The following is a 3,946-nucleotide window of genomic DNA, read 5'->3' as shown; positions in this document are numbered from 1 at the left end:
CGATGTCGACCTGCACGTCGAGGAGGGTGAGCTGGTCGTCGTCACGGGGCCGACAGGCGCCGGCAAGTCGAGCCTCCTCGGGCTGCTCAACGGGCTCGTGCCGTACTTCACCGGTGGTCACCTCGAGGGCACGGTCACGGTCGGCGGGCTCCGGACGCAGGACCATCAGCCGCGCGAGCTCGCTGCCACCGTGGGCTGGGTCGGACAGGACCCGCTCGCCGGCTTCGTCACCGACACGGTGGAGGAGGAGCTTGCGTACGGGATGGAGCAGCTCGGGGTCGACCCGCAGGCGATGCGGCGGCGTGTCGAGGAGACGCTGGACCTGCTCGGCATCGCCGACCTGCGGGGGCGTTCCCTCCGGTCGCTCTCCGGCGGGCAGCAGCAGCGGGTCGCGATCGGGTCGGTCCTCACGATGCACCCGCCCGTGCTGGTGCTCGACGAGCCGACGTCCGCGCTCGACCCGACGTCGGCGGAGGACGTGCTCGCGACGCTGGCCCGGCTGGTGCACGACCTGGGGACCACGGTCGTCCTCGCCGAGCACCGGCTCGAGCGGGTGGTCCCGTTCGCCGACGTCGTGGCGTACGTCGGGACGGACGGCTCCGTCGTCGCGGGGGCCCCGGCGTCCGTGCTGGCCACGAGCCCTGTCGTCCCCCCGTTGGTGGACCTCGGCCGGTTCGCGGGGTGGGAGCCGCTGCCGTTGACCGTCCGCGAGGCGCGCCGTGCCTCGACGACGCTGCGCAAGGCTCTCTCCGACGCGCCCCCGCCCACGTCGTCCCGTCAACGCGGATGGGACGGAGGGCTGCTGACTGCTCGCGGGGTCGCGGTGCGGTACGGCCCGCTGCACGCCGTACGGAAGGTCGACCTCGACCTCCCCGCCGGGTCGGTCACGGCGCTGATGGGCCGCAACGGATCGGGCAAGTCGACGCTCCTCTGGGCGCTCCAGGGATCGGGCGAGCGGCACGGGGGAGACGTCCGCGTCCTCGGCGACGACCCGGCGACACTCTCCCGCAAGGACGCGCGCCGTCGGGTCGGCCTCGTCCCGCAGACCGCGAGCGACCTCCTCTACCTCGAGTCGGTCGCCGCCGAGTGTGCAGCATCCGACGCCGAGGCGGACACCGCCGAAGGCACCTGTGCCGCGTTGCTCACGCGCCTGGCCGGGCCGATCGACCCGGCCACGAACCCGCGCGACCTCTCCGAGGGCCAGAAGCTCGCGCTCGTCCTCGCCGTGCAGCTCACCGCGGCGCCGCAGGTGGTCCTCCTCGACGAGCCGACGCGTGGCCTGGACTACACGGCGAAGGCGGCCCTCGCCGAGGTCCTGCGCGGTCTCGCTCGCGAGGGAGGTGCGGTGCTGGTGGCGACCCACGACGTCGAGTTCGTCGCGGAGGTCGCCGACCGGGCGGCGGTGATGGCTCAGGGCGAGCTGATCGCCTCAGGGGACGTACGGCAGGTGCTCGCGACGTCGCCCGCCTTCGCGCCGCAGGTCGCGAAGGTCCTCGGGCAGCCGTGGCTCACGCTCCGCGACGTGCGCGAGGCGCTGGAGGACCGGTCGTGACCGCCGTCGCGCTCCGGCCGCGCTCCACCGCGGTGCTCGTCCTCGTCTCCGTCGCCGGCCTCGCGATGTTCGGCTGGCCGCTGCTGTTCGAGCCGGGGTCGGGTCAGCAGGACGCCCAGAGCCCGATGTACTTCGTCCTGCTCCTGCCCCTGCTCCTCCTCATCGTGCTCGCCGAGCTGTCCGAAGGTGGGATGGACGCCAAGGCGCTGGCGATGCTCGGCGTCCTCTCGGCGATGCAGTGCGGGATGCGAGCGCTGAGTGCAGGGACGGCCGGGCTCGACCTGGTCTTCTTCCTGCTGGTCCTCGCCGGACGGGTCTTCGGGCCAGGTTTCGGCTTCCTGCTCGGGTGCACGTCGTTGTTCGCCTCGGCCCTGCTGACCGCGGGCGTCGGGCCGTGGCTGCCGTTCCAGATGATGTGCGCGGCGTGGCTCGGGATGGGCGCCGGCCTGCTGCCGAGGAGGATCACCGGGCGCTGGGAGATCGCGATGCTCGCCGCGTACGGCGTGTTCTCCGCGTACTTCTACGGGGCGCTGCTCAACCTGTGGTTCTGGCCGTTCCTCGCCGGGGTCGACACGAGCGGGGAGCAGGGCCTCGCGTTCGTCCCCGGCGCGTCGCTGGCCGAGAACCTCGGGCGCTTCTTCTGGTTCACCCTGCTCACGTCGAGCGGCTCGTGGGACACCGGCCGTGCGATCACGAACGCCGTCGCGATCGTGGTGATCGGCCCGGCCGTGCTGCTCACCCTGAGACGGGCGGCGCGGCGTGCGTCGTTCGGCCGTACGCCGACGTTCGGTGCCCGGAGCGCGGACGACCCCGCGGTGAGACCGGTCACGAGTGGGCCGGAGGCGCCTTTTTCGCCCGTACGCTCGGGGAAGTGACAGCAGAGACGACCGTGTCCGGCGCGCCGGTGACCGTGGCGATCACCCGCCGGATCGACCCGTCGACGGTCGACCAGGTCGTCGCGTGGGTGCATGCCGGCTCGGCGCTCGCCGAGCGGTTCGAGGGCTTCCTCGGCACGGGGTGGATGCGGCCCAGCGTGGTGTCCGACGAGTGGCACATGCTCTATCGGTTCGCCGACGCCGACAGCCTCGCGCACTGGGAGGCGTCTCCGCAGCGCCGCTGGTGGCTCGACGCCGGAAAGGACATCGTCGAGGACCAGCACGCGGAGCGCCGCACGGGCATCGAGGGCTGGTTCGACCCGCCTCAGGACTACGACGTCGAGGACCTCAGGCCGCTGCCGGCACCACCGCCCCGATGGAAGCAGGCGACGCTGATCTGGGTCGGTTTCTTCCCGCTGTCGCTGCTGCTGGGCACGGTGCTGCACGCGCTGTGGCCAGACCTTCACATCGTCGGCCACACTCTGCTGACGACCCTCGTCGCGACGCCGATCATGACCTACGCGGTGCTGCCCGCCGTCACGTCGACGTTCGAGTGGTGGCTGCACGGACGGTCGCCACGCTCCCGCGGCCCGCTCGAGGGTTAGCTCAAGAACCCGCGCAACAACGCCGCGGACCCGGCCAGGTGCTCGTCCATCGCGGCCGCCGCGCGGTCCGCGTCCCCCGCCAGGACGGCGATCACGATGGTCTCGTGCTGTTCGTCGGAGTGGGCGATGTTGCGGGGGAGCAGCGGGATGTCGTCGAGCAGGACGTTGACGCGCGTCCGGGCGTCGGCCACCAGCGGGAGCAGGGACGGCGAGCCGGCGAGCTCCGCGAGGGTGAGGTGCAGCCGCGAGTCGAGGCGCCGGTAGTCCGCGGGCGACGAGCCGCGCACGTCCTGCAGACGTGACCACAACGCCTCGCGCTCGGTCGAGGTGAGGGTCCGGCCGGCAGCCATCCGTACGGCACCGACCTCGAGGATCTCGCGCAGCCGGAGGACGTCGTCGAGCTCGCCCGCGGAGATGGCCGGCGACTCGCGACCGGTGCCGCGCGGCAGCTCGTCGACGACGAACGTGCCGCCGTAGCGGCCGCGGCGCCGTACGAGGTAGCCGGCGTCGGTCAACGACCGGATCGCCTCGCGGACCGTGTCGCGGCTGACGCCGAGCCGCAGCGCGAGGTCGCGCTCCGCCGGCAGCGAGTCACCCGGCGCGACGACGCCGAGACGCACCGTCTGGAGGAGGCGCGAGACGGTGTCCTCGAACGCGTTGCCGGTGCGCACGGGGCGCAGCAGCGCGTCCTCCACGCCGCCGTCCTCGGCCCCGTCGGACGGTGCGGTGCTCATCGTCGCGACCTTATCCCGGCTCGCTCACGAGGGCGCTGTCAGAGGGGCGTGACGTAGGCCGAGCTGATGCCGCCGTCGACCATGAACGTGGTCGCGGTGACGAAGGACGCGTCGTCGCTGGCCAGGAACGCCACCGCCGCCGCGATCTCCGCCGGCTCGGCGAACCTGCCTGCGGGCACG

At 72.9% G+C, this 3,946-nt stretch carries 5 protein-coding genes; 3 read left to right on the top strand and 2 right to left on the bottom strand.

The window, feature by feature from the left end; genetic code table 11:
- From PV363_RS16405 to PV363_RS16395, 3 genes are all read left to right on the top strand, one after another.
- Positions 1 to 1,552 (top strand): ATP-binding cassette domain-containing protein (locus PV363_RS16405; RefSeq protein WP_301022897.1); only part of this gene is annotated, 1,552 nt, incomplete at its 5' end.
- The gene (locus PV363_RS16400) at positions 1,549 to 2,427 is read left to right on the top strand and encodes an ECF transporter S component (RefSeq protein WP_301022896.1); all 879 of its coding nucleotides are present in this window, start codon (positions 1,549 to 1,551) and stop codon (positions 2,425 to 2,427) included. The genes PV363_RS16405 and PV363_RS16400, both read left to right, overlap by 4 nt.
- Positions 2,424 to 3,032, top strand: a complete 609-nt coding sequence (locus tag PV363_RS16395; RefSeq protein ID WP_301022895.1) for an antibiotic biosynthesis monooxygenase — start codon at positions 2,424 to 2,426, stop codon at positions 3,030 to 3,032. Before PV363_RS16400 ends, PV363_RS16395 begins: the two co-directional genes overlap by 4 nt.
- Here PV363_RS16395 and PV363_RS16390 read toward each other — a convergent pair.
- Positions 3,029 to 3,766: an FCD domain-containing protein gene (locus tag PV363_RS16390; RefSeq protein WP_220345467.1), complete on the bottom strand. Its 738-nt coding sequence runs from the start codon at positions 3,764 to 3,766 to the stop codon at positions 3,029 to 3,031. The two genes, PV363_RS16395 and PV363_RS16390, sit on opposite strands and share 4 nt — an antisense overlap.
- Positions 3,767 to 3,804: 38 nt before the next feature.
- Positions 3,805 to 3,946 (bottom strand): SDR family oxidoreductase (locus PV363_RS16385; RefSeq protein WP_301022898.1); only part of this gene is annotated, 142 nt, incomplete at its 5' end.

Origin of the sequence: Mumia sp., from assembly GCF_028803055.1 — a bacterium.
Classification (GTDB): Bacteria; Actinomycetota; Actinomycetes; order Propionibacteriales; family Nocardioidaceae; genus Mumia.
This window is presented reverse-complemented; position numbering and strand designations above follow the sequence as displayed.